Genomic DNA, 24,362 nt, shown 5'->3' with positions numbered 1-24,362 from the left:
CGTTACCCGTTCCCACTGTTCTTGCTCCATAATTCACACGAGAAATAACGGCTTGTCCAGCAGATATTGAATGAATGTTCAACAAATATGATTGCGTTCTGGACGACTCGGGTTATTGTTGAGCTGGATTGTGGACGGTACGCCCTTGACGGAAGCAGAGATCATCCGGACCTGGAAACGATGCAGAGCGAGCTTGACAATGACGGCTTTCACTTCACTCATCGACATGAGGATGCCGGGCGTGTTTTGCAGCCCAGCCAGATGCAAATGAGGTCAAGCATGAAGGTCACACCAATCAAGGAAAAGGACGCGGAGAAGCGCGGCAGAAAGGCGTCGAAGGAAACAAGGCAGCTGCAGCTTATCGAGGCGACGATCGATTCGCTCGCCAAGCGCGGCTATTCCGAGACGACCATGGCGGATGTGGCCGATGGCGCCGGTCTTTCGCGAGGCATCGTTAATTTCCATTTCGAGAGCAAGGAAAAGCTGCTCATCGCCACGCTGCAATACATGTCGGAGGAATATTCCGTTCACTGGCGCAATGCCTTGGCAAAGGGCGGCGATGATCCTGCCCGGCAACTTGCCAGCGTTGTTGCTTCCGATTTCGATCGTGCCATCTGCAACAAGAGAAAGCTTGCCGCCTGGTGTGCCTTTTGGGGGGAGGCGAAATCCCGGCCGACCTATCAGGCGCTGTGCGGCGCGCGGGACGAGGCTTATCAGAACGTGATCATCGACATTTGCAGAAAACTCAAGGCCGACGGCGATTATTCGTTCGATGCCACTGCAACTGCACTTGGACTAAGCGCCATGCTTGAAGGTCTGTGGCTGCGTCTCATGATGGGCACCGAAGATGTGACGCGGGAATCTGCCCATTTTGCCGCCTGCGACTATCTGGCCTCCGTATTTCCAAAACACTTCTCAAGGGAAGCCTTGCCTGCAAAGAAAACCGCATGAACGGTTAAAAAGGGGAATGAGCATGAAGAAATCGGGCCGCCATCTTGGCATCATACTTGGGGCCGCCGCCGCGCTGTCGGCTGCTGTCGCGACGATAGCCATCGCCGCAGACAAGGATCTGATCGTTTTCGACTGGGCCGGGTATGAGGAGCCGTCGTTCCACCCCGGCTATGTTGCCAAGAATGGTGAGTCTCCAACATTCGCTTTTTTTGGCGACGAAGATGAAGCCTTCGAGAAGGTTCGCTCGGGCTTCAAGTCGGACCTCGGCCATCCATGCTCGCAGAGCGTGAAGAAATGGCGCGAAGCTGGTCTGCTGCAACCATTGGATATGACGAAGATTGCCGGATGGAATGATTTGGCGCCGAACATCATGGCGATGAAGGACCTCGCAACCACTGCGGACGGCAAGGCGTGGTTCATGCCCTGGGATTGGGGGAATACGTCGCTGACCTATAATACCGACAAGGTTGACGCGAAGGACGTGCAATCGCTGAAAGCCTTTGCCGATCCGAAGTTCAAGGACCGCGTGTCTATCGGAGACAATGTCGATGATGCTTACGCCCTGGCCAGTCTCGCGATCGGTTTGAAGGACTGGACGCAGATGACTGACGACCAATTCAAGCAGGCGTCGGATTTCCTTCGTCAGGTCCATAAAAACGTACGGCTCTATTGGACAGATACCACCGAGATCGTGCAGGCGATGGGTGGCGGGGAAGTGGATCTGGCCTGGGCCTGGAACGATGCAGCGACGCAACTCACGCTCGCGGGCACTCCAGCGGCCCGAAAGCCCGACACGGACGAGGGCAATTCAACCTGGGTTTGCGGTTATGTCCGCTTCAAGGACGCGCCCGGATCGGAAGCAAAGGCTTATGATTTTCTCAATGCGGTCAATGATCCGGAAATCGCGACCTATATGGTGAATGACTGGGGATATGGCATGGCGAACGCCAGGGGCATGGCATCGGTCGATCCGAAACTGCTGGAGGAAAAAGGCTATGCCAACAACGATAAATCCGCCGAGAATACCTTGTTCCAGTCGCCGCTGCCCAATGAGTTGAAGGCGAAAATGATCGCTGAATTCGAGAAGATCAAGGCTGGGTATTGAGCGCTGACATTTCCTCGCGCGTTGTCATCGTCGGCGCAGGCTTTACCGGCCTGTCGGCCGCGACGGAGCTGCAACGCGCGGGCATCGACTTTGTCCTGCTTGAAGCGCGGGACAGGGTGGGTGGCCGTGTCGAGTCGAAAGCAAATCGCTCTGGTGACCTCCATGATACTGGAGGTCAGTTCATCTGCGATGACATGCCGGAGATCATGGCCTTGGCGCGGACCCACGGCAAAACATTGGTTGAGACACCCACATGCGGCGACAGCGTCGCCCAGCCGCCGCCGCATGGCCGGCACGATGCGGACAAAGTTTCCGCAGGCTCGATGGCTCTGCGTCGCCGCTTGCGAGAGCTTTATCCGAGCGATCCAGCCCTATCGGGACTGACTGTGCGCGCATGGGTCGACAGCCAACAGGCGGACCCCACCGTAAAAATGCGATTTCTCTCGTTGATCGAAGGACTATGGTGCCGGCCCGCAGAGCTTGTGCCGCTGTGGTTCATTATCGACAACGACCGGCGCATCACAAACAAGGTCTCCGAACTGCAATACTTTCTCAAGGAAACGATGCATTCGCTGGCAGCGGATATGGCGCGGTCGCTGGGGAAATCGCTGCTATTGAGTGAGCCCGTCGACAGTGTCGAGACGACTGCATCCGGTGTGATGGTACGCACTATCCGCGAAGCTTATGCGGCCGACGAAGTCATCATTGCTGTGCCGCCGGTGATGGCGCGCAAGATCATCTTTCATCCCTCCTTGCCTGAGGCAACGAACTACGCGCTCGAGGTCTGGAACAGCGGGACGATCGTCAAATTGCTCATACGATATTCCGAAGCATTCTGGCGGAGGACGGGCCTCAACGGCAGTGTCATCTGGGTCGATCCACGCGGGCTCTATGCGTGCGATGCGAGCCATGATGACCAGCACCCGGCGCTCGTGGTGTTCGTCGGCGGACCCATTGCTGTCGAATGGTCGAGCCACGGTGAGGAGGCGCTCAAGCAGGAGGCGGTGTCGAGACTGGTGGTGGCGCTTGGGCCGGAGGCTGGCGCGCCGCTGGACATCCTGCTCCGCAGTTGGATCGACGACCCGTGGAGTGGTGGTGGCTATTCGGATATTGTCGAGGTCATGAACGCGACCGAAGCCGAAAATACGCTTCGTCGCGGCGTTGTGGGTATCACTTTTGCTTCTTCGGAGCTTTCGCCATCGTTTCCCGGCTATATCGAAGGAGCCATTGTTGCTGGCCGCCTGGCGGCCCAGCCAATCATCGAGCGTTTTCAGTCGGCGAGTGCCACCAGCGCGTCAGGGTCATAGGCCAGACGGATCGGGGCGCCGACAGGTATGTCGTCAGCGCCGAAATTATTGGTTTCCGTCACCGAGAGCGGTTTGTCAAAACCCGGTATCTCGATCACCAGATGGGTTATCTCGCCAAAGTAATGCCGATCGACGACTTTGCCGGCCACCTCGTATTTGTCTGTCGCATCATCCCACAGGACGCGCAGGCGTTCCGGTCTGATCCCCAGCGTCGCGCCTTTGCCGTTCCGCACAAAAGCCGCTGGCTTGTCGGTCTTCACGCGTCCAAAGCCCGGCGTATCCAATATCATCGAGGCGCCATTTTCCTCGACAATCTCGGCCTTTACGAAGTTCATGCCGCCGAGAAAGTCGGCCACCTGACAGTTGACCGGCCGCTGGTAAATCTCTTTCGGCGATGCGACCTGCGCGATTTTCCCGCCGAACATGACCGCGATGCGATCCGACATCGCCAACGCTTCGTATTGATCGTGCGTGACGAGAATGAACGTGATGCCGACGGCCTGTTGCAGCCGCCGCAATTCAACCTGCATCTGCTCGCGCAGCTTCTTGTCGAGGGCTGAAAGAGGCTCGTCGAGGAGGAGCACCTTTGGGCGCATGACGAGCGCGCGGGCGAGAGCGACACGCTGACGCTGTCCACCGGACAGTTCGGTCGCGCCGCGCTTTCCAAGCCCGGTCAGCGATACTTGCGACAGGGCTTCTTCGACACGACGCTTTTCTTCGTCTGCACCAAGGCGGAGCCGTTTCAGCCCATAGCAGACGTTCTGTTCGACATTGAGATGCGGAAAGATGGCGTAGCTTTGAAACACCATATTGGTCGGACGCCGATTGGCGGGAATACCATCCATCGGCTGGCCATCGACCGAGATCGACCCGCTTGTCGGCGTGTCGAAGCCGGCGATCATACGGAGCAGTGTGGTCTTGCCGCATCCGGAAGGGCCGAGAAGCGAGAAAAACTCACCCTCGCGGATCGTGAGTGACGTCTCATCGAGCGCCTTGAAGGCCCCGTAGCTGCGCGTCACGCGTGAAATCTCGATCATGGAGCGTTCAGGCAATTATGCCTCCCATATTCTGGGTGCGATTGCTTGCGCGGCGTCGCACGATTTCTGCGATGGTCAAAAGGACAATAGAACCAGCGAGGAGCAGTGTTCCGAGCGCGAGCACGCCCGGGAGCTTGGCGGCAAATCGCAACTGGCCCCAGATATAGACAGGCAGAGTTGCTTCGGTACCGGTCAGGAAGAATGCCATGATAAATTCATCGAGCGAGATGGTGAAGGAGACGAGTAGGCTCGAAATGATAGCAGGCGAAACCATGGGCAGCGTCACACGCCGGAACGTTCCGAAGGCGCTTTCACCAAGGTCCGAGGAGGCTTCCTCAAGGCTTCGGTCGAACCCTTCGAAACCTGAAGTCAGCACGCTCAGCGAGTATGGGATGCAAATGAGGACATGGCCAAATACGACTGTGATCAGCGACAGGCTAAGGCCGAGTTGCAGCATGACAAGCAGCATCGAGACTGCGACGATGATCTCCGGCAGGACCAGTGGCGCCATGAGAAGGCCATTGATGGTGCGCCTGCCCGGGAAGCGGTAGCGCGTTATGGCGCGCGCGGCGCATATGCCGAATATCGTGCTTAAAAGGGAGGCGGAGACGCCGACGAGCAAGCTGTTCCATGCCGCGTCGGTCAGTGCCGGGGTGCGGGTAAGATCGCCATACCATTTGAAGGTGAAACCGCTCAGGGGAAATTTGGGTGTCGCCGATGTGTTGACCGAAAAGATCGGCAGGAAAATCACCGGCAAATAAAGGAAAATGACATAGAGAAAAGCATAGGTTTTCAGCCAGCTTGGTGCAAAGTTCCGCAAGGTCTTCATCGGATTCGCCTCGCTGCCATGCGGATGACGAGAACGACAGAGGCAGCCATTGCTGTCACCACCGCCATGGTCGTTACCGAAAGCGCTGCGCCGAGTGGCCAGTTTGCGGCTTTGCCGAACTGAGCCTGGATTGCGTTGGCGATCATCACACCGTCTTTGCCGCCGACGAGACGCGGCGTCACGAAATCGCCGACAGTCGGGATCATTACGATGAGTGTTGCAGAGATGATCCCAGGCGCCGACAGGGGTAAGGTGATTCGCAGGAACCGACGCAATGGCCCATCGCCGAGGTCGGTCGCGGCCTCGACAAGCGATCGGTCGATTTTCTCCAGCGAGACGAAGATCGGCAGTACGGCAAATGTTGCCCATGCGTGCGTCAACGTGATCACAACGGCACTGGTGTTGTAGAGGAAGGCGTCCGATGGCCCGTTGGTGATCCCAAGCCCCATCAACGTCGCGTTGAGAACGCCGTTATAACCAAGGATGACCTTCCACGACATCACCCGCAGCAGATAGCTTGTCCAGAACGGGATGGTAATCAGGAACAGCCAGAGGCCTTTGTGCTTGCCGCCATGGAACGAGATGAAGAAAGCGATCGGGTAGGCAAGGACAACGGTAAAGAAGCTTACGAGGAGGGAAATCCACAGCGAGCGCATGAGAAGATCGCGGTAGATGGGATCGGTCAGGGCGATGCGATAATTTTCGAGGGTGAATGTCCGGTCGATCGTCAGGTAGTTTTGCGTCCAGAAACTGTTGGCAATGACCAGAACAATTGGAATGACCAGGAAGATCACCGCATAAATAAACGTCGGGCTGATCAGCCCGAGACCGCGCGCAGCTTCTGATTGCAGAACAGGATTTCTTTGTTTTCGCACAACAGGCAGTGCGGCGATCCCTTCCGCCGGTGCCGTCATTCGAACGGACCACGCGCGTGATATGCCATCAGGTGCCGGAGCATATTGTTCCCATTCATTCGATTGACGCGGCACGTTCCCTGTCGTGCCTTCTTTCTTGCATCATGCGCCTATCTGTGGATTGAAATCAAGTGCTATTTCTGACATATTGATTGAATGAACATTCAATATAGTAGGGGAAATCTTATTAATTTCCAATAATTGAGTGTAATTTCAAACGGGGAAAACCCGACACAAGTGTGAGGGAACTATGGCGGCGGTGAAACAGATACGGGAAGCCGGGGTGGCAGCGGCGCTGACAAATCACGAGACGATCGATCTGGCCAAGCGGCATCTTGTTCAGCCATGGCCCTGTGCCGGAGAAATCGGCGCCGAGGCCAGATCGCTGATTAGCGGCGGCGAGGGAATTTACATCACCGACGGCGAGGGCAAGCGGCTTATCGATGGTCCTGCCGGCATGTGGTGTGTCAATGTGGGGCACCGCCGTGAAGAGCTTGCGCGTGTCATGTACGACCAGGCCATGCAGCTTTCGTACAACACCCCCTGGTATACGATGAACGAGCCTTCTGCGGTGCTCGCGGAGCGCATCGCTGCTTATGCGCCCGGCGACCTCAATCACGTATTCTTCACCACGGGCGGCTCAACAGCCGTCGAGAGCGCACTGCGTTTCATGCAGTTTTTCAACAACGCGCGCGGTCGGTCCGATAAAAAGCTGATCCTGTCACGCGGTGGTGCTTATCATGGTTCCACCTATCTTTCGGCGTCGTTAAACGGGCGTCCGCGGGATCGCGACTGGATGGATGGGGCAGACGAACTCGTGGTCAAATTGTCGTCTCCGGATGCATTCCGCCGTCCCGAAGGCATGAGCATAGCCGCATTCTCGGACATGCTGGTCGCCGAGTTCGAGGAGACGGTCCGCCGCGTGGGTGCTGACAAGATCGGCGCTTTCATCGGGGAACCGGTCCAGGCCTCAGGTGGCGTCATTCTACCGCCCGAAAACTATCTACCCCGTATCCGCAAGATATGCCGGGACAATGAAATACTGTTTATCGCTGACGAAGTGGTCACGGCCTTTGGCAGACTTGGGCACGTCTTCGCTTCCGAGGATGTGTTCGGTATCGATCCGGACATAATCACCTTCGCCAAAGGCGTCACGTCCGGCTATTTCCCGCTCGGCGGTATGGTGGTCTCCGAGCGTCTTCTTGAACAACTGCGCCGTTCAAATCACCCGACAGCGATGTATGCGCATGGACTGACCTACACCAGCCATCCCGTCGGCTGCGCCGTGGCGCTCACCAATCTCGACCTGCTCGAGGATGGCATCCTTGCGCACACGCAGGCCGTTGCGCCTTATTTTCAGCAGCAGTTGAAGACGCTTGAGGAATTGCCTCTGGTTGGTGAGGTTCGCGGGATAGGCCTGATGGCCTGTGTCGAGTGCGTTGCCGACCGCGAGAGCAAGAACCCGCTGCAGCTTGATACGAATGTCGGAATGCGCATCGACGCACATTGTCATGAACTCGGCCTTCTGGTGCGACCGCTCATTAATATGTGCGTGATGTCGCCGCCGCTGGTGATTACCCGCGAACAGATCGACGATATGGTCGGTATCCTGCGGGAAGGGATTTCGCGCACGATGGACGATCTGCGGCATGAGGGTGTCTGGCAAGGATAGGCCGGCTAACGACAAATAACGCGGCGACTACGCCGGGTTTTTTTATTGCGCGTTGTCGGCAATTAGCTCTGCGCAGCCAGTTGCGCATTTAGCAACGGCACGTCGGCCTCTGCCGGCGCCTTCTCGACCCTCAGTATGGGCAGCACATTGCGCAGGTGATCGTGATGCGAACGCACGCCATATTCGAGATCCGAGAGATAGAATCCCGAGAATGATTTCGACAGCATCGACTCGTTTGACCATTTCGTCAGCTGAACATCTTCCGAGCTCGTCTCGCGATCGATGCGCGAGGCGAGATAACGAACAGCCCGCTGCTGCCGTGTCTCATCCTTGTGGCGGAATGCGGCGCCGCGCAACAGGGTCTCGCCCGTCGACAACGGAAACTCCTGATAATACTGCGCTCCTTCAGGCGTAACCGAGATCACGGAATTCGGGAAAATCCCGTAATAGATCCACGCGTTGCGCAGGTTCTCGGGCAGATGCGTCGCCTCCGGTGCCAGATTGATATAGTTGCGCACACTCCAGCGCCGTCCCGCATGGGGATTATAGCTGGCGAAAGATCGCGACACGCCATTGATGAATGGCTCGTCGTAATAGGTCGAGCCGTAAAGGTCCTGGAGCGCCGGATGGGCCATTGCCACGTGGTAGCCTTCATTGTCGACATCGCGCACCGACTTCCAGTTGACGGGCGATTTCTGCGTCCAGAAGCCGGCAGGCACCATATCCGCGATCTCGTATTTCGCAATTTCCGCTTCGAACGGCTTCATCAATGTCGCAACCGATGGCTGGGCGCTCTTGAGGAAACGGATGAAGATAAAACCCATCCAGATTTCGAGTTCGAGTGGCAACAGACCGAATTCGTTTTTGTCCATCTCCGGGAAAGAGCGCGGACGCGACGCGCCTCTGAGGGTGCCGTCGAGGTTATAAACCCAGCCATGGAAGGGGCAGACCAGCGCGTTGTTGCATGTTCCCTTGTTATCGGTGACGACGCGAGATCCACGGTGGCGACAGATATTGTGAAAGGCACGGATTTCGCCGTCCTTGCCACGCACGACCAGGGCCCGCTCGCCCACGATATCCAGCGAGATGTAGTCACCGACGTTGGGCACGTCACAGATATGCCCGGCTATCTGCCAATGGCTTCGGAAAACGTATTCCTTCTCCAGCTCGAGCAAAGCCGGACTGCTATAGCTCCAGGCCGGCAATCCCCGGCGGTCCCAATTGTCCGGAATCGTCAAATCGCGTTGATTTACCTGCATAAACTCGCTCTTATTTATTGAATGTTCATTCAATACAAGCACAAATATTGTTTATTTGCAATCTGTTGGATGCCGGCAAGATCCAGATGCGGGCCGTTAGTGCAATCGGCGGTGGCATTGTTTATTTTCTTGATCACAAGTCACTGCTCTATCCCTCCCCGCTTTGACAGAACTGTGTCAACAAGACCCCATTCCCTGGCTTGCTCCGCAGTCATAAAATGATCGCGATCCAGTGTCTTTTCCACATCCTCGAACGAGCGCCCGCAATGCTGCGCGTAAAGCCGGATCATTCGGTGCTTCGTTTGGCGCATTTCTTCCGCATGGATGAAGATGTCAGAGGCCTGTCCCTGAAAGCCGCCGAGTGGCTGATGCACATGAATACTTGAATTCGCCAATGCAGTGCGCTGACCGGGTTCACCAGCCATCAAAAGGAAAGAGCCCATGGACCGCGCTGTCCCCATGCACAACGTTGCGACGGGACATGTGATGAACTGCATCGTGTCGTAGATCGCTAGGCCACTGGTGATGACGCCGCCGGGCGAGTTTATATACATCGAAACCGGCTTCGTCGGGCTTTCCGATTCCAGAAACAGCAATTGCGCGCAGACGAGTGCCGCCATTCCGTCTTCGACCTCGCCATTCAGGAACACAATACGTTCGCGCAGCAAGCGTGAGTAAATGTCGAACGATCGCTCGCCGCGGCTGGATTGTTCCACTACCATAGGGACGAGTTGCATCATGTCGCGCATAGGCGACCTCCTTTCGGTGGCGTTAAAAGGGTATTTTCAGGCTGCTGCGCGCAGAGGTGTCCGGTTATTGCTGTTGGCTGCGCTCATCGCAATTTCATGGACAATACTGAAGGTCGTGCCGCCAGCATCATTCGCCCCGATCTGGAATGTCACGACACTAATGGCGTCGTTATCCTTGATTCTATAACGCACGCGCGTATCAGGATCGGCGGAAATCAGTTGTAGTTCGAAGGGTGGCTGCAGCGCGCCGTTCTCCGGAGCATCGTTCTCGATCGCGGGTCGCTTCAGCCATCGCGACACATATTCCGGTACGGTCAAGGCGCGCCACACTTTAGATGGAGCAGCGTCCAGTTCATAGGTGAGGTTTACGCTCGCGTCGGTCGTGCGTGTCATTGGTCCATCTCCTTGAGAAGCTGCTTCAGGTCATCCACGCGGCTTGGCCAGAACGCATTGTAGCGGCTAAGCCATCGATGGATTTTCGCCACGCCATCGGGATTGATCCGATAAAGGACATTCCTGCCGTGTTTCTGTTCCGCGATCAGTCCAGCCGTGCGCAAGACAGCCAGATGCTGCGACATGGCCGGTTGCGACAAGTCAAATCCTTGCCGCAAGTCCGTGGCATTCATCTCCCCGCCGGCTAACCGTTCGAAGACGGCGCGTCTTGTCGGATCGGCCAACGCTTTGAAAAACTCTGTCTCATTCATGTAAATACATAAGCACAGGCTTATATGATTTGCAACAGTGACGAATATCGACATTGCGTGGGAAACACACAATCGCGCCGGCAGCAGTCCTCCCGGGTTCAATCTGGTGGGGCAAAGGCGGGATTCCAGACGATTTCCCAAAGATGTCCAGCAGGGTCCTGAAAATACCCCGCATAGCCGCCGTAAAACGTGTCTCGGGCGCTTTTTACGATCGTCGCTCCGGCAGTGCGGGCTTGATCCATTACTTCGTCCACTTCGTCTTTCCGGGACACATTATGGCCAATAGTAAAGGCGGTCGGGCTCGGAGCCGTCTTGGGCAGTCCCGTATCATGGGCAATATCGTCATGTGACCAGACCGCCAGCTTCAACCCTGAGGTCAGATCGAAGAATGCAACTGCTCCATGCTCAAATTCCTTGCCCACGATGCCATCAGTCGGTAGGCCAAGACCAACGCGGTAGAACTCGACAGCCTTTTCCAGATCACTGACACCAAGGGTAATTACGGAAATTCTCGGTTTCATCTGTACTCCTCCGTTCTTGTCGCGGCGCGAGAGGCGGCATTGTACGCGAGCTCCGTCCGGCTGTCGTGAAAATCCCGGTTAAAGCGATCCCTTGACGTCGAGGTTCGCTCTACATCTGCTTGATATGCATTACGGTCACGCGCTTCAGTTCTTCGATATCTTGCGCTGACAGAGCATCGATCATCTGATGGTGCTCCCGCGATGATTGTTCAATCCGCGCGCGTGTTTTCCATTGTGACACCGGCGCGGAGGACGTCGAGACCGGGATCAACAGCTACGGCAACGGTTACCTTGGTTTCGACATTGGCGACAAGGCATCCGACGTCGTCGATTATAGGATCAACGGTAAAATATCCGGCGGTGACAATTACACCGATTTTTCGAAGGATTTCCTAGGCGTGATTTCGCCGAGCATCACCTGGAAGCCGGATGATGCCACGAAGTTCACGATTCTCGCCAATTACACGCATCTGGATCTTACCCATAACGGTGGCATCTTCCTGCCCTGTTATGGAACTGTGGTCGACGCGCCCTTCGGCAAGATCGATCGCAAGGCGAATTTCACGGAACCGTCGATCGACGACTATAACCGTGACCAAGCCGCAATCGGCTACGAACTGGAACAGACGTTCGACAATGACTGGACCGTGCGGCAGAACCTTCGCTACGGTGGTGGCGGTGTAAGCTATGTCGGGTCGAGTTATGCCGACCAATTGAATACGTTGAAGGTTCCCGATGTGGCATTGGTCGACCTGAAGCTCGGCTACAGGAAGAACAATTGGGGCGTTGATCTGAACGTCACCAACCTGTTCGACGAGGACTATGTATCGGGCTGTCAGGGCGTTTACGTTTGTTCCTATGGCGAAGGACGCAAGGCGTTGCTGAAGGCCCATCTAACCTGGTAGCAGCCGGTCTGGAAAGCATTATCGCCAAGGGCCACAACGAACGAGGACCTACCGCCATCTTCTGCATCATTTGATAATACTGAGAAATTATCCTTGCCTTTAGGGCGGCGACTGAGCGCATATAAAAGAGCCATGCGGTCAAAAATACAACTTCAAATTTCGTTCACGGAGTTATGGCATAAGTGACCGCAGAGCTGCAAGATGCGTGCTGGCGGCGGCGCGATGCGAATGAATTCGGAGGGCTGAAATGAACGATCTAAAGCACGAAGCGGCAAACCAGGATTGGCTAGAGGCTGAACTCGCCGATACACTCGATGAGGATTACGAGCTCGAACTTTCCGAGCCTGCGCTGTCCGAAGAGATTCGCAAGATCTACCGCAAGACTCATCCGCCAACCATCCCGCGTATGGAGTATTTTCGTGCCTTGCTTGCGTTGCAGGCGGAGTTGATCAAACTGCAAGACTGGGTCGCCTATCACAAAGAGAAGGTCGTCGTCGTTTTCGAGGGACGCGACTCGGCAGGCAAGGGGGGTGTCATCAAGCGCATTACCCAGCGGCTTAACCCGCGCACTGCACGCGTCGTAGCGCTTCCAGCCCCTTCAGACCGGGAAAAATCCCAGTGGTATTTCCAGCGTTACGTGCCTCATTTGCCCGCCGGCGGCGAGATCGTACTGTTCGATCGATCCTGGTACAATCGTTCCGGCGTCGAACGCGTGATGGGATTCGCAACGGAAGACGAGGTTCAGCAGTTCTTCCACGACGTTCCGGAGTTCGAACGCATGCTTGTTCGATCCGGCATCAGGGTCATCAAGTACTGGTTCTCCATAACGGATGAGGAGCAGCAGTTGCGCTTCCTCATGCGCATTCATGATCCGTTGAAGCAGTGGAAACTCTCTCCCATGGATCTGCAATCGCGCGTGCGCTGGGAAGGCTACACCAAAGCCAAGGAGGAAACCTTCGCCCGTACGAATATACCCGAAGCACCCTGGTATATTGTTGAAGGCAATGACAAGAAACGTGCTCGTCTCAACTGCATTGCGCACCTCCTTTCACAGGTTCCCTATGAGCCCGTGCCCCACGAAGAGATCACCTTGCCTGATCGCGTGTTTAATCCGGACTATGAGCGCAAGGTGTTGCCGCCGGAACTCTACGTTCCGTCAAAATACTAGTTTGATGCGATTCCGGCTGCTCGTCGGTCTGTGATATGTTCTCCGTTGGCGATCATTGAGGCGATCGTTTTGGATCGTCTTCAAACGCTAGGGGGAGAGCGGCAATGTATGACGACGAGATCGACGCGGTCAGGGCCATGCTTGCATCGCATCCGCGGCCCGCGAACCTCGTCGAGCGTCGCCAACGTCTTGATCTCGTGGCGGCCGAAGATCCGATTGCACCCGATATCCAGTTCAAGCCTGAACAGATCGGAACGTGCGAGGCGGAATGGTCGCTGGCACCGGGAAGCGACACCACCAGGACGTTGCTGTTTTTTCACGGCGGCGGCTATTGCTCCGGATCGATCCAAAGTCATCGCAGAATGGTCGCCGAGACGGGGCGCGCCGCGGGCGTACGCACGCTTGCACTCGGTTACAGGCTTGCGCCCGAAAATCCGTTTCCGGCTGCGCTGGACGATGCGCTTGCCGCGTTCGAGTTCCTGCTCGCTCAAGGCGTTCCCTCGGCCGCGATTGTCATCGGTGGTGACAGTGCTGGCGGCGGGCTGACGCTGGCGACCATGATACGTCTGCGTGACGCCGGCAGGCCGCTGCCCGGTTGCGCATGGTTGGTCTCGCCATGGATCGATCTTGACATGACCGGCGCGAGCATGGACGAGAAGGCTGCCATCGATCCGCTGATTCACCGCGACTATCTCGAAGAGCTCGCGGGCGCATATCTTGGTGGGACAAGTGCTAGCGAACCGCTCGTTTCGCCGCTCCATGCCGATCTTGCAGGGCTCCCGCCCATCCTCATCCAGGTTGGTTCGGCCGAGACACTTCTTGACGATGCCGTGCGGATCGCCCGCAGGCTTGGAGCGGTCGATATAGCAACGAACCTGGAGATCTGGCCACACATGATCCACGCCTGGCATCTATGGGCGGCGCGGCTGACTTCGGGGCGAGAGGCGATCGCCTCGGCCGGCGCGTTCATCAATAGACACCTCGCGACTTGAGAGTTCCTGCGGGGACCAGCGCAACCGTCAGTCGAAGGGGCGAGTGCTGGCACCGCCATCTGTGCAGGCTGACGAAACTGTGGCATAGATGAGGCATGGCGATAAGTCTCTTGGCAGTCCACGACAGCGGCAGCGAGACGAAGCAGGCGGCGGGCAATTCGCTTGCCGTTGGCTATTCCGTGGCTGTACTGTGCTGGCTGTTGTCGGCCGGTGTCTATATCTCCGCAAAATGGGTCTCTCCTGAAATGCCGCCATGGGCACTGTGCTTCTGGCGCGTCCTTATTGCGTGGGTGATCCTGCTGCCGATCGTGCGCGGTCATTTTGGCTCCATGGCTGCGCTCGCGCGGGCGCGCCCGCTCGAGCTCATTCTCGTCGGCGGCATCGGACTCGCGATTTGTCAGGGCATGGTCTTTATGGGGCTGGAAAATGCCGACGCCACCACGGCCGGCATCATCATGGCGCTGATCCCGATCATCACCATGATCCTTGCCCGTTTAATTCTGGGTGAGCCGATGGGGCCGTGGCAGGTCATCGGATCGATCATTGCCTTCGCCGGGATCGTGGTCATCATCGTCAAAGGCAGCCCGGCGGCGCTGCTGCGTCTCGACGTGAATCCGGGCGAACTGTGGCTCGTGGCCGGTGCGTTCTGTTTTGGCCTTTATGCCGTTCTGCTCCGCCGCGCGAAATTCGAGTCAGAGCGTCTTCCGCTACTAGTCCTGCTGCTCGGGGCTGCAGCAATGACGGCGCTCCCCTTCTACCTTTGGGAGCTTGCTTCCGACGAACGCTCGGCCCTCGACAGCAATGGCCTTTTAGCCTTGGTCTATGTAGCGGTCCCCGGCGGAGCGCTGATGTACTATCTCTTCAATTGGAGCGTCGAAGCGTTGGGGGCAGCTCGAGCGGGCGTGCTTCTTTACATCCAAACGATATTCGTCGCTATACTTGCCTATTTTATCCTTGGCGAACACCTGCAAACCTATCACCTCGAAGGTGCGGCGCTGATAGTGGCCGGCGTGCTTTTTGTCATCCTGCTCAAGCCTCGGACCAGGTCTGGATGACCAACTCCGAATGAGCCCAATCCGTTTTGGTATCTGAAGTCTCGATTTCAATAGAGTGGATCCGTGCATCTTTCCTAGAGCGTTTGTGGTCCCGGTTCCTGCAATACTATCTGCAGCCAATTGACGAAGAGGTTTGCAGTTTCCTTGCTCCGTTGCCGTGTCGGGACCACGACGAAATAAGCCCCTCTGGGTTTGATCGCGGCGTCAGTCAACCGCACCAGTCTTCCTTGCTGCAACAGGTCTTCCACGAGATGTGTCCAGCCCAGCGCGATCCCCTGACCGTTGAGCGCGGCATAGATCGCTTCGGTGTAAAAGCTGCAACGCAATCCCAGCGTCTTCTTGGGGACCACGATGGAAAATGACGAGAGCCACTCATTCCAGCCGGTCCATGTTGGATCATCGGTTTCATTGGAAATGAGGGAATATGAGGTCAGGTCCGCCGGGGTTTTGATGCGCCCGTCTACGCCGATGTATTTTGGGCTGCAGACCGGGAAGACTTCGTCCTCGAACAGCAATTCCGCATGAGCATCCGGCCACATGCCATTGCCGAATCTGATCGCGACATCCGCCTCGCCCAACTGGAGGTTTGGCATATTGTCCTGAGAGAGGATACGGAGATTGATATAGGGATACTGGCGCGAGAACTCTGAAATTCTAGGCATCAACCAGAAATGCGAGAATGCGACCGTCGCAGAAATGGTCAGCTCGTCGCCCGGTGCGTCCTTGCGAAGGTCAGTAACAGCTTCCGCGATGAGGTTGAAGGCATCGCTGGTGGCCGCCGAAAGTGCCTTGCCCTTGTCCGTCAAAGCCACTTTCCGGTGCAGACGCATAAAAAGAGCGAAGCCAAAATCCTTCTCGAGAAGATGGATCTGGCGACTGACTGCAGCCTGGGTGACGCCGAGTTCTTCGGCAGCCCTCGTAAAGCTCGACAACCGTGATGCCGCTTCGAATACGGTAAGTGCCGTCAATGATGGCAGCTGTTTCCTCAAGCTTTTCACTCTTCACTCCGAATTCGCTGAGCGGCGGCCAGAGTTTCCCATCACTTCAGGTAATGTCAATGGCGCACATTTTTGCAGTTGAACCAGCGCGATTTGGTGCGATTCTAAGGACGCTTGATCCATAAGGAAACATTATGCTCAATACGCTCGCATCGCCGATCTCCTCCTTGCTCGACTCGCGTATCAAAGGGCACTCTCTTCCGGCTGGACTTTATACTCGCGAGGACGTCTTCCAGGCGGACCTGGACGTGTTCTTTTCCAGGCACTGGATTCATGTTGGTCTTGAGTGCGATGTTCCCGAAGCTGGAGATGCCGTGGTCATCGACATCGGATCGACAAGCCTGATCTTGCTGAGGGATGATGACAACGACATCCGGGTAGTTCGCAACGTTTGCCGTCATCGCGGCGCACGACTGCTGGACGCAGGGTCAAGCGTCATTTCCAAGCTGGTGTGTCCCTACCACCAATGGACCTACGACCTTTCGGGTGAACTCAGTTATGCGCCGCACATGGGAAAAGACTTTGACAAGAGTTGCAGGCGCCTGAAGCCGGTCAACTTCAAGTCGATCGGCGGCCTGATCTATATCTGTCTTTCCGACAATCCTCCGGAAGATATCAAGTGGCTGGAGGAGGTCATGGCTGGGCGGCTAGCGCCCTATGATATCCGGAACGCCAAGGTCGCACACCATCTGGATGTCATCGAGAAGGGCAACTGGAAGCTCACCATGGAGAACAACCGGGAGTGCTATCACTGCTCTGCCAACCACCCGGAATTGTGTGTTTCGTTCGTCGATCTTGACTTCGGATATGATCCCGACAGCCTGAGCCCGGAGGACCGGGAAGAGGCGGAAGCGCATTTCGCCATGTACAGCGAGCGCACCAAAGGCTGGGAGGCCGACGGATTTCCATCGTCTACGGTCGAACAGGTGAGAAATTGTGAAACCAATTTCCGCACCCAGCGCCTGATTATCGCCGGAGCGGGCGAGTCCCAGACGGAGGACTCGACCGCGGCCTCGCAGAAGCTTCTGGGGACGATGACCCGCAAGGATCTCGGCGACACGCATCTTTGGGGACACAGCAGCTGGTGTCACTTCATGGGCGACCATGCCGTGATCTCCATCGCAATCCCGCTTTCTGCCGACACGACCCTCATCCGGACGAAATGGCTCGTTCACAAGGATGCGATCGAAGGCGTTGACTACGATCTCGCCAAACTTACCCACGTATGGACCGAAACGACCAATCAGGACGCCGAGCTCGTTGCTCGCGCCCAGGCAGGGGTTCAGGACCCCGGCTATGAGCCCGGCCCTTATTCCAGGTTCACCGAAGTCGCGCTCGACGACTTCGCGACCTGGTACATTGAACGAATGCGCGCTCATGGCTACTGAGCTCCTTCTCAAGGCCGTGAACCAAACAAGCGGTGCGTATTGGGACCCGGAGACCGACGACGAACTCGTTTGCATCGATGTCCGTGACGAAACGCATGATGTGAAAAGTTTCACGTTCGTGTCGCCCGAGCGGAAACAATTCGAGTTCAGCGCCGGGCAATATTTCAAGTTCGAGCTCGGTCTCGACAACGAGGCCGATGGGCGCTGCTACAGCGTCTCATCGTCGCCACTTCGCAAGAACGCCATTACTGTCACGGTGAAGCGTGTACCGGGTGGAAAGGTATCGAACTGGCTGCACGACAATCTGATCCCGAACACGACCGTCCGCGCGTCGGGGCCACTCGGCCGGTTCATCCGGCCAGCGGCGAAGAAGTACCTTTTCCTGTCGGGCGGCTCAGGGATCACGCCGCTCATGTCGATGGCACGGGAACTTGCTGACACGGCGGAGACGACCGATGTCATCTTTCTCCACGCGGGTAGAACTCCAAAAGATCTTATCTTCCGCGAAGAGATTGCAAACATCGCCCGACGCCTCAAAGGGTTCAGAATTCTGCTGCTTCCCGAGGACATCGGAACCGAACGAGGTTGGCCGGGCATTTCCGGCCGTATCACCAAGGAGTTCCTTGCACTGGCCGCACCCGATATCTCCGACCGCGTCGTCATGTGCTGCGGACCTGCGCCGTTCATGGCGGCCGCGAGAAAGATCAGCGTCGAAATGGGTGTTCCAGAATCCAACTACCTTGAAGAAAGCTTCGACGCCGCTGTCATCGACGAAGCCCCAGCGCCGGCCTTCGAGGCTATCGAAATAAAATCGTTCAGTGTGCAGTTTTCGAGACAGGGGAAGTCTATTGACGTCCGCGCGGATCAGACGGTTCTCTCCTGCGCCAAAAAATCCGGTGTCAGGATTCCATCATCATGTGCCAGCGGCATCTGCGGGACCTGCAAGTCCAAGCTCGTGAGCGGAGCCATCGACATGAAACACGATGGAGGGATCAGGCAAAGAGAAATTGACGCTGGTTTCTTCCTGCCGTGCTGTTCCAGACCGCTAAGCGATCTCGTCATCGAACGCTAGACTGGCTCGTGCAGAAACCAAGTCAGAACGGAGCTGCGGGCCTTGTGAAAAGCGAGAACCGAGGATCATTGTGCAGGTTCATCGATCCGCCTGACGCGTCGACAGGATCACAGGCCGGATGTTTCCTTCAATGACCGCGCGCGCTCCGATGGGGGGATACCGGTCTGACGTGTCTTCCACGACGGTATAAAGCTTGTCGTCTCGAAATGCGCTAAATGTTCTTGTCGTATCCCCGTCGGCAGGCGCCACGTCCATCTCAAGGAAATCGTCCTCGGCTTCCGCGGCTACGACTCGGGCATCGGCAGCGGATCGAGCGCGAACGATGACTTCGCCCTGATTATCCGCATTATCCCAGCGCGGATCGGCTTCGTCGGCAATAGGCAGAAGGCGAAAAATTTTGAGCGTTTCCATGGTTGGCTCCGTCTGCACAGGTCTATTCCATACGAAACGTGGCGGCACCGGTTTTGTTGCAGCAGGATGTATCCCCTGAAGTCCGGCAGACAAAAATCGTCATGGAACAACTGTCACATTGAAACGTTAGGTTGCGCTATGACCACACCGTTTCCCTCTGTGACCATCGAAATCCAGCCTGCCGGAAAGTCCCGGAACATCGCGTCTGCCCCAGAGGCCGCCGAAGTTCTGTTGATGAACTGGCCAATTCATGACGGCGTCAAACTGAAGGCGGCAAGGCAGAAATGTCTTGATGCGCTGGATGGTAAGGTAACAGTTACTGAATGCCGCTCAGCGTTTATCGAAGCAGCCAAAGAGGCTCGCATATTTGTCGATTATCCGGTGAAGAGATCCTAGGTCACGTATCGAAGTTGCGCTTCAGAACGCCCGAGAACATCGGGTCGTTGGCTATATTGTCGGCGATTTCGGTGAGTTTTGGAAAGGATTGCGAGAATTCTTTCCTTCCGGGCCGCCAGTTGCGCATGACCGCGATATAAAGGTCGATCGCGCTGAAATCATTGCCGAGAAAACAGGGTGTATCGGCGACGTCTTCCACGTGTCCCCACAATGTTTTGCGATATTGATCGACAGTCCGCTTGTAACCGTCCTGTGCATCTTTCGGTAGTTGCCAGCGGGCAGGATCATCGCTGAATGTGGACGTCGGGTAGATCTCGCTGACGAGGTAAATGAGCCAGCGGAGAAATGCCGGCCGTTGACGGTCGCTGGTTGCAGGCGCAAGTTTTGCATCAGGAAACGCGTCGGCCAGATGAAGGATAATCGCCGCGCTTTCGGTCATGACATCGCCGTCCGGCATGATCAGCGTCGGAACTTGTCCGAGCGGATTCAATTCCAGCAAACGGTCGCGATCGGGGCCCGGCTCGAGATAGGGGATCTCTTCGAGTTCGAATTCAGCGCCGGCTTTGAGCATTGCCAATTCGATGACAACCGACCCGCAACCTTTCGATCCGATGAGAACATATTTGCTCATGACAACCTTTGCTCCATCAAGTTTTGGCGTCATCCTCGACATCGACTTCAGGCCGGTCGCTTCCCCTGATCGATTCCTGATGCCATGTGCCATCTGAGGTTTCATAGCTGATCTGGGCATCCTCGCCACCAATCTGCTGGCGTTTGGCTGCCTCCCTGGCAGCTCTCAACGCAGCGTCATGGGAGGGAAACTTTTCGGACCAGACGTCTCCGAGCTTGTAGGCCCAGCCGCCGTCATGGGCATGGACATGATAGGTGAGATGCATGAAAGTTCTCCATTTGGACCGACTGATCTGATTGCACGGTGCTGCTATCAGGCGAAAAGAAAATGAACCGCCGAAGATTTTGTTCCAGTCAAAATCGCGATCGACGGCAAAGTAAATCTTCAGTGATTTGTCGAACGAATGGCCGCAGGGTTTAATGTAGCACACTTATCTGGCGGTCGAACGAAAGGATAGGACATGTCCAAATCCAATGCAGCGCTTTCGGGCACATTCAGAATTGGCGGAGACATCGAGATCAATCGCCTCGGCTTCGGTGCCATGCGCATTACGGGTCCGGGGATATGGGGCGAACCGGCCGATCGTGCCGAAGCGATCCGTACGTTGGAGCGCCTTCCCGAATTCGGCGTGAATTTCATCGATACCGCCGATTCCTACGGTCCTAACGTCTCCGAAGAGTTGATCAAGGAAGCGTTGCACCCCTATGGCGATATGTTGATCGCAACGAAAGCTGGGCTCGCACGCACGGGCCCGAACCTGTGGACGCCGCTCGGTCGACCGGAATATTTGATTCAGCAGGCCTATGCCAGCTGCCGCCGGCTTGGTGTGGAACAGATCGGTCTCTGGCAATTGCACCGGATCGACGCGAACGTGCCGAGAGACGAGCAGTTTTCGGCGGTAAAGAAGCTTCTTGATGATGGTGTAATCCGTCATGCGGGCCTGAGCGAGGTATCGGTTGCCGACATCAAGTCCGCATCAAAGCATTTCAAAGTGGCCACGGTCCAAAACCGGTACAACCTTGTCGATCGAACCAGCGAGGACGTGCTCGACTATTGCAGCGAAAACGACATCGGTTTCATTCCGTGGTTCCCGCTTGCAGCGGGCGATCTGGCAAAGCCCGGATCTCTTCTCGACAAGATAGCCTCAGCTCACGAGGCCGGTCCAAGCCAGATCGCGCTGGCCTGGGTCTTGAAGCGCAGCCCGGTGATGCTGCCTATCCCGGGTACGTCCAGGGCGGTGCATCTCGCGGAAAACGTCGCGGCCGCGGCAATCGAACTTTCCAACCAAGAATTCGCTGCGCTCGATGCGGAAGGGAAGGCGTGGAAGGCGGGCTAATCAGTCCGGGGCCAAGCATGTTCTGAAGGCGATCAAGCAGCGGGGCGCTGGCCGGCTATGATTTTCCGGTGCGCTTCATCCTGTGAGAACCACCCAGCGCAAGCGATTGATTGCTTCACGATTGCGGCAATCGGTGGCCTAGAGAGCACCTTGAACCCGAGACAACGACCTACCTGGCACCCGAATTCGACCCGCCCCTTTCGAACAAGAGCGTCATGAACGCCGCAGCATCACCTCGACGGGCGGTCCGTTGCGAATGGTCTGGTACACCACGCAGTAGCGTTCGGTAAGCTTGAGGAGCTGGTCGAGCTTGTCTTGCGGTGCGTCCGTTTCAACGTCGAAGAATAGGCGAATTTGGGCAAAGCCAACTGCAGCATCCTTGGCAACGCCGAGGGTACCGCGGAAATCGAGATCCCCTTCGGCCGAGACGGCAGCCGATTGAAGCGGAATCTCCAGCGCCGTCGCCACTGCCTTCATGGTCACGCCCGCGCAGGCAACGAGCGCTTCGAGCAGCATGTCACCGGAGCACAGTTCCAGGCCGGTCCCCCCAGTCGCGGGATGCAGGCCCGCAACAGCGAGAAGGCGTCCAGTCTCCACTCTGCAGGCGATATTTTGATCATCGAGCGTTCCGTACGCCTTCAACGTGATATATGCGTCCTTCGGATCGGTTTTGTAACGCTCCTTGATCGGCGCCTGAATGGCGCGCAGTGTGGCAGCATCCATGGGTGGCCCTCCTTTTTTCGACGGCCGTTTTGGCATTTCACATGTCGGGAAGTATTGTAAGGGAAGACGTGTGTTGAGGAAAGCATGACGGTGAAGCGCGGTGCAATGCAAATAGCCCCGAGCGGTAAGGGAGCATCGCTGCGGTACGTATCACTTGGTTAATGGCGCGACTATAGAGAGTTGCAGACCCTCAGGTTCAATCCGAATGCGCGTTTTCAGCATCTTCAAGCGTATGTGGTCCGAAATCGTATAACGTGCGGAACTTGATCGAAACACGGCGGCCAATTCCGTTAGCTAACTCAGTGCGCAACCAATACGGCTTCAACCGTTAAGCCGGAACAATGTGAGAATCCCTGCGTGACTATTAACGCAGTACACCAAAACTCTTTGTCCTCTCGTTTATGGTTATGCTATCTAACCTCACTATAGGGGTGAGGAGACGCAGATTTTGTCCCAACTTTGGAGTTGGCTCTTGCGCCCGAAGGCGTCGAGTAACGAAGCCACGAGGGCATCCTCAGGCCATTTCGTTGCTGGCGAGGCATGTCTCGTAGAGCTTTTGGCAAACACGGCTGAACTCGTGTCATTTTATGATCGCAATCTTCGGTTGACGCACCACTCAGCAAACCTCAAGAATATCGGCGGCCATGCGCCAGCGACAGGAATCCCTGTCTGGGAGGTCTATCCGAGCTTTCTCGATTCTCAGCTCCGCGCAGAACTGGATCGCGTGCTTCGGGGTGCCCCACCGACAAATGTTGAGTTGGGGGACTCGCAAAGCCAGGTGCAAGGTTCCGTTTTTGTCTTCGGCGCTGCAGATGGACTCGCAATTATTGAAAGAACGACGGAGCGCCGTAAGCCGAGCTCGGTGGAAATGCAGGAGCGTATAACGCTCTTGCATCAGGCATCGCACGACGCGCTGACCGGATTGGAGAATCGACGGCGATTCAGCGAAAGCCTGCAGCGAACCCTCTCGGGTATCGATGGATCGAAGGAAAAGGCGGCCCTGCTGCAAATCGATCTCGACGACTTCAAGGCGGTCAACGACACCCTCGGTCATGGAGCGGGCGATACGTTGCTTCAGCTCGTCGCAGACCGCATCCGGAACGAGTTGCAGGAAGGCGAATTCGCATATCGATATGCTGGGGATGAGTTTGCCGTCATTCAGTCGGGAAAGGAGCAGCCCGCTGAAGCCGAACGCCTGGCAGCATCGTTGGTCGATACACTTAAGGCACCGTTTCTCATCAACGGCATTCCCGTCTTCATCGGCGCGAGTATCGGGATCGCTTTCGGACTGGAGCATGGAACGGAGAGCGAGCAATTGATGAAGGCCGCGGACATTGCTCTCTATGCAGCCAAACGAGATGGACGGGGCTGCGCGCGAATCTTTAACCGCTCGATGCTGCTCCTGCTTGAACAGCGCGAAAATTTACGACGCAGCCTACGGGCCGCCCTCGCACATGGTGAACTCTATCTGGAGTATCAACCGATTTTTCGGCCCCCTTCATCGGTAGTTGGCTTTGAAGCGCTATTGCGATGGCATCACCCCGAATTTGGAATCATTCCCCCGAGCGTCTTTATACCGATCGCCGAAGCCGACGGTATCATGGATCACATTGGGCGGTGGGTACTCGAGCAAGCCTGTCGCCAGGCAAGGACATGGCCGTCTTGGATGACCGTCGCCGTGAACCTGTCACCAGCGCAGTTCCTTAGCGGTGCACTCACAGATACGGTTGCGCAGGTCATAGACGCGGTTGGGATCCGGGCCGACCGGCTTGAACTTGAAATAACAGAGACCGTTCTCCTAGAGAAGACCGTCGACAATCTCGACACATTGAATACCCTGAGTGTCTTGGGGATCCGCATTTCCCTTGATGATTTTGGTACCCGATATTCCTCTTTGAGTTACCTCAAGAACTTCCCGTTCGATACTTTGAAAATCGACCAATATTTTATAGATGACTTGGAAACCGACCAAAAGAGCCAAGCGATCGTGCGATCGATCATAGGCTTGGCACATGGTCTTGGAATGAGCGTAACGGCTGAGGGAGTTGAGACGCCGGGGCAAGCGAGTTGGCTGATCGAGGAGGATTGTGATTATCTTCAAGGCTATTTACTTGGGCAGCCAATGGCAGGTGAGGTGACGCGCGATTTCATCAGGCGGTCCGCACCGACCCCAGTGGGTACAACTGGGGGCCGGAATCGCGCGATGTAGGGCTTGGAACCTGCGCTGCAGGAAGGTTCA

The 24,362-nt window shown here is 56.4% G+C and carries 27 protein-coding genes; 13 read left to right on the top strand and 14 right to left on the bottom strand.

Annotated elements, in window-relative coordinates; genetic code table 11:
- The first annotated feature begins 279 nt into the window (after window positions 1–279).
- Genes C7476_RS17490 through C7476_RS17480 form a run of 3 tightly spaced genes read left to right on the top strand, consistent with a single transcriptional unit; the run spans window position 280 to window position 3,363 of the window.
- A complete protein-coding gene (locus C7476_RS17490) occupies window positions 280–951 on the top strand; it encodes a TetR family transcriptional regulator C-terminal domain-containing protein (protein ID WP_245426400.1) in 672 nt (223 codons plus the stop codon).
- A gap of 22 nt (window positions 952–973) precedes the next feature.
- Window positions 974–2,056 carry an extracellular solute-binding protein gene (locus C7476_RS17485; RefSeq protein ID WP_114431173.1) on the top strand — a complete coding sequence of 361 codons (1,083 nt, stop codon included), beginning with the start codon at window positions 974–976 and terminating at the stop codon, window positions 2,054–2,056.
- Entirely contained in the window at window positions 2,053–3,363 is a 1,311-nt protein-coding gene (locus C7476_RS17480) for a flavin monoamine oxidase family protein (protein ID WP_114431172.1), read from the top strand. Before C7476_RS17485 ends, C7476_RS17480 begins: the two co-directional genes overlap by 4 nt.
- Here C7476_RS17480 and C7476_RS17475 read toward each other — a convergent pair.
- Genes C7476_RS17475 through C7476_RS17465 form a run of 3 tightly spaced genes read right to left on the bottom strand, consistent with a single transcriptional unit; the run spans window position 3,327 to window position 6,143 of the window.
- On the bottom strand, window positions 3,327–4,400 hold the full coding sequence (locus C7476_RS17475; RefSeq protein WP_114431171.1) for an ABC transporter ATP-binding protein: 1,074 nt from the start codon (window positions 4,398–4,400) through the stop codon (window positions 3,327–3,329). The genes C7476_RS17480 and C7476_RS17475 overlap by 37 nt on opposite strands.
- Before the next feature lie 7 nt (window positions 4,401–4,407).
- Entirely contained in the window at window positions 4,408–5,229 is an 822-nt protein-coding gene (locus tag C7476_RS17470; RefSeq protein WP_114431170.1) for an ABC transporter permease, read from the bottom strand.
- A complete protein-coding gene (locus C7476_RS17465) occupies window positions 5,226–6,143 on the bottom strand; it encodes an ABC transporter permease (RefSeq protein ID WP_114431169.1) in 918 nt (305 codons plus the stop codon). Before C7476_RS17465 ends, C7476_RS17470 begins: the two co-directional genes overlap by 4 nt.
- Before the next feature lie 250 nt (window positions 6,144–6,393).
- Here C7476_RS17465 and C7476_RS17460 point away from each other — a divergent pair, with 250 nt between their 5' ends.
- Window positions 6,394–7,815, top strand: a complete 1,422-nt coding sequence (locus C7476_RS17460) for an aminotransferase (RefSeq protein WP_114431168.1) — start codon at window positions 6,394–6,396, stop codon at window positions 7,813–7,815.
- 62 nt (window positions 7,816–7,877) lie between these two features.
- Here C7476_RS17460 and C7476_RS17455 read toward each other — a convergent pair whose 3' ends face one another.
- From C7476_RS17455 to C7476_RS29240, 6 genes are all read right to left on the bottom strand, one after another.
- A complete protein-coding gene (locus tag C7476_RS17455; protein WP_114431167.1) occupies window positions 7,878–9,074 on the bottom strand; it encodes an aromatic ring-hydroxylating oxygenase subunit alpha in 1,197 nt (398 codons plus the stop codon).
- 140 nt (window positions 9,075–9,214) lie between these two features.
- Window positions 9,215–9,823, bottom strand: a complete 609-nt coding sequence (locus C7476_RS17450) for an ATP-dependent Clp protease proteolytic subunit (RefSeq protein WP_114431166.1) — start codon at window positions 9,821–9,823, stop codon at window positions 9,215–9,217.
- A gap of 36 nt (window positions 9,824–9,859) precedes the next feature.
- The gene (locus C7476_RS17445; protein ID WP_114431165.1) at window positions 9,860–10,216 is read right to left on the bottom strand and encodes an SRPBCC family protein; all 357 of its coding nucleotides are present in this window, start codon (window positions 10,214–10,216) and stop codon (window positions 9,860–9,862) included.
- Complete coding sequence (locus C7476_RS17440) at window positions 10,213–10,527, bottom strand: ArsR/SmtB family transcription factor (protein ID WP_114431164.1); 315 nt, start codon at window positions 10,525–10,527, stop codon at window positions 10,213–10,215. The genes C7476_RS17445 and C7476_RS17440 overlap by 4 nt, the downstream gene beginning before the upstream one ends.
- 98 nt (window positions 10,528–10,625) lie before the next feature.
- Entirely contained in the window at window positions 10,626–11,048 is a 423-nt protein-coding gene (locus C7476_RS17435) for a VOC family protein (RefSeq protein WP_114431163.1), read from the bottom strand.
- A 109-nt stretch (window positions 11,049–11,157) separates the two neighbouring features.
- Window positions 11,158–11,289, bottom strand: coding sequence for an FCD domain-containing protein (locus tag C7476_RS29240; RefSeq protein ID WP_342633350.1), 132 nt, complete (start codon window positions 11,287–11,289; stop codon window positions 11,158–11,160).
- 157 nt (window positions 11,290–11,446) lie between these two features.
- Here C7476_RS29240 and C7476_RS17425 point away from each other — a divergent pair, with 157 nt between their 5' ends.
- From C7476_RS17425 to C7476_RS17410, 4 genes are all read left to right on the top strand, one after another.
- Window positions 11,447–11,953 carry a TonB-dependent receptor gene (locus C7476_RS17425; RefSeq protein WP_245426399.1) on the top strand — a complete coding sequence of 169 codons (507 nt, stop codon included), beginning with the start codon at window positions 11,447–11,449 and terminating at the stop codon, window positions 11,951–11,953.
- A 247-nt stretch (window positions 11,954–12,200) separates the two neighbouring features.
- Window positions 12,201–13,121, top strand: a complete 921-nt coding sequence (gene ppk2 / locus C7476_RS17420) for a polyphosphate kinase 2 (protein ID WP_114431161.1) — start codon at window positions 12,201–12,203, stop codon at window positions 13,119–13,121.
- A 104-nt stretch (window positions 13,122–13,225) separates the two neighbouring features.
- Window positions 13,226–14,113: an alpha/beta hydrolase gene (locus tag C7476_RS17415; RefSeq protein WP_114431160.1), complete on the top strand. Its 888-nt coding sequence runs from the start codon at window positions 13,226–13,228 to the stop codon at window positions 14,111–14,113.
- A 95-nt stretch (window positions 14,114–14,208) separates the two neighbouring features.
- Window positions 14,209–15,168: a DMT family transporter gene (locus C7476_RS17410; RefSeq protein WP_114431159.1), complete on the top strand. Its 960-nt coding sequence runs from the start codon at window positions 14,209–14,211 to the stop codon at window positions 15,166–15,168.
- 74 nt (window positions 15,169–15,242) lie between these two features.
- On the opposite strand, the gene C7476_RS17405 is transcribed toward C7476_RS17410, so the two are convergent.
- Window positions 15,243–16,166: a LysR substrate-binding domain-containing protein gene (locus tag C7476_RS17405; RefSeq protein ID WP_114431158.1), complete on the bottom strand. Its 924-nt coding sequence runs from the start codon at window positions 16,164–16,166 to the stop codon at window positions 15,243–15,245.
- A gap of 134 nt (window positions 16,167–16,300) precedes the next feature.
- On the opposite strand from C7476_RS17405, the gene C7476_RS17400 reads away from it, so the two are divergent.
- The gene (locus C7476_RS17400; protein WP_114431157.1) at window positions 16,301–17,554 is read left to right on the top strand and encodes an aromatic ring-hydroxylating oxygenase subunit alpha; all 1,254 of its coding nucleotides are present in this window, start codon (window positions 16,301–16,303) and stop codon (window positions 17,552–17,554) included.
- On the top strand, window positions 17,544–18,626 hold the full coding sequence (locus C7476_RS17395; RefSeq protein WP_245426398.1) for an FAD-binding oxidoreductase: 1,083 nt from the start codon (window positions 17,544–17,546) through the stop codon (window positions 18,624–18,626). The genes C7476_RS17400 and C7476_RS17395 overlap by 11 nt, the downstream gene beginning before the upstream one ends.
- 78 nt (window positions 18,627–18,704) lie before the next feature.
- Here C7476_RS17395 and C7476_RS17390 read toward each other — a convergent pair whose 3' ends face one another.
- Entirely contained in the window at window positions 18,705–19,037 is a 333-nt protein-coding gene (locus C7476_RS17390; RefSeq protein WP_114431155.1) for a hypothetical protein, read from the bottom strand.
- A gap of 138 nt (window positions 19,038–19,175) precedes the next feature.
- Here C7476_RS17390 and C7476_RS17385 point away from each other — a divergent pair, with 138 nt between their 5' ends.
- Window positions 19,176–19,433, top strand: a complete 258-nt coding sequence (locus tag C7476_RS17385) for a DUF982 domain-containing protein (RefSeq protein ID WP_245426397.1) — start codon at window positions 19,176–19,178, stop codon at window positions 19,431–19,433.
- A gap of 1 nt (window position 19,434) precedes the next feature.
- Here C7476_RS17385 and C7476_RS17380 read toward each other — a convergent pair whose 3' ends face one another.
- Both C7476_RS17380 and C7476_RS17375 read right to left on the bottom strand, forming a co-directional pair.
- Window positions 19,435–20,064, bottom strand: coding sequence for a glutathione S-transferase family protein (locus C7476_RS17380; protein ID WP_114431231.1), 630 nt, complete (start codon window positions 20,062–20,064; stop codon window positions 19,435–19,437).
- 16 nt (window positions 20,065–20,080) lie between these two features.
- Window positions 20,081–20,329 carry a DUF2188 domain-containing protein gene (locus tag C7476_RS17375; RefSeq protein WP_114431230.1) on the bottom strand — a complete coding sequence of 83 codons (249 nt, stop codon included), beginning with the start codon at window positions 20,327–20,329 and terminating at the stop codon, window positions 20,081–20,083.
- Window positions 20,330–20,524: 195 nt separating this feature from the next.
- On the opposite strand from C7476_RS17375, the gene C7476_RS17370 reads away from it, so the two are divergent.
- Window positions 20,525–21,400 carry an aldo/keto reductase gene (locus C7476_RS17370; RefSeq protein ID WP_114431154.1) on the top strand — a complete coding sequence of 292 codons (876 nt, stop codon included), beginning with the start codon at window positions 20,525–20,527 and terminating at the stop codon, window positions 21,398–21,400.
- A 213-nt stretch (window positions 21,401–21,613) separates the two neighbouring features.
- Here C7476_RS17370 and C7476_RS17365 read toward each other — a convergent pair whose 3' ends face one another.
- Window positions 21,614–22,123, bottom strand: coding sequence for an OsmC family protein (locus C7476_RS17365; RefSeq protein ID WP_114431153.1), 510 nt, complete (start codon window positions 22,121–22,123; stop codon window positions 21,614–21,616).
- Between the two features lie 556 nt (window positions 22,124–22,679).
- On the opposite strand from C7476_RS17365, the gene C7476_RS17360 reads away from it, so the two are divergent.
- A complete protein-coding gene (locus C7476_RS17360) occupies window positions 22,680–24,332 on the top strand; it encodes a putative bifunctional diguanylate cyclase/phosphodiesterase (protein ID WP_114431229.1) in 1,653 nt (550 codons plus the stop codon).
- Window positions 24,333–24,362 lie beyond the last annotated feature (30 nt).

The sequence above is a fragment of the Phyllobacterium bourgognense genome (genome assembly GCF_003337575.1).
In the GTDB taxonomy this organism is placed as follows: domain Bacteria; phylum Pseudomonadota; class Alphaproteobacteria; order Rhizobiales; family Rhizobiaceae; genus Phyllobacterium; species Phyllobacterium bourgognense.
The sequence above is the reverse complement of the archived record's forward strand: the minus strand, read 5'-3'. Positions and strand labels throughout refer to the sequence as shown.